This is a genomic window from Delftia sp. WSY_7, from assembly GCF_043104845.1.
Classification (GTDB): Bacteria; Pseudomonadota; Gammaproteobacteria; order Burkholderiales; family Burkholderiaceae_C; genus Comamonas; species Comamonas tsuruhatensis.
In genome coordinates, this window is the sequence record NZ_JBICLB010000026.1 from 1 (window position 1) to 336 (window position 336).

Genomic DNA, 336 nt, shown 5'->3' on the forward strand with positions numbered 1-336 from the left:
CTGCGCCTGCCGGGCCAGTACTTCGACGAGGAAAGCGGACTGCACGACAACTGGCACCGCAGCTACGACCCGGCCAGCGGCCGCTACCTGCAGCCGGACCCGCTGGGCTACCCGGACGGACCCGATGCCTACCTGTATGCCGGCGGCGACCCGCTCAACCGCATCGATCCCACCGGGCTGTACCAGGAGGACATGCACTACTACATGGTCTTCTTCCTGGCCCTGGCCGCCGGCCTGGACTACGAACCTGCGCGCATCACGGCGCTGGCTTCGCAGTACGTGGATGACAACCCCATCACCAAGCCGCTGGACGATGCCAACACCCTCACCACGGTG

Annotated in this window: 1 protein-coding gene; it reads left to right on the top strand. The window is 66.7% G+C overall.

Annotated elements, in window-relative coordinates:
- Positions 1–336, top strand: a 336-nt coding sequence (locus ACF8ME_RS11395) for a DUF6765 family protein (RefSeq protein WP_392416447.1), incomplete at both ends; no start/stop codon positions are given.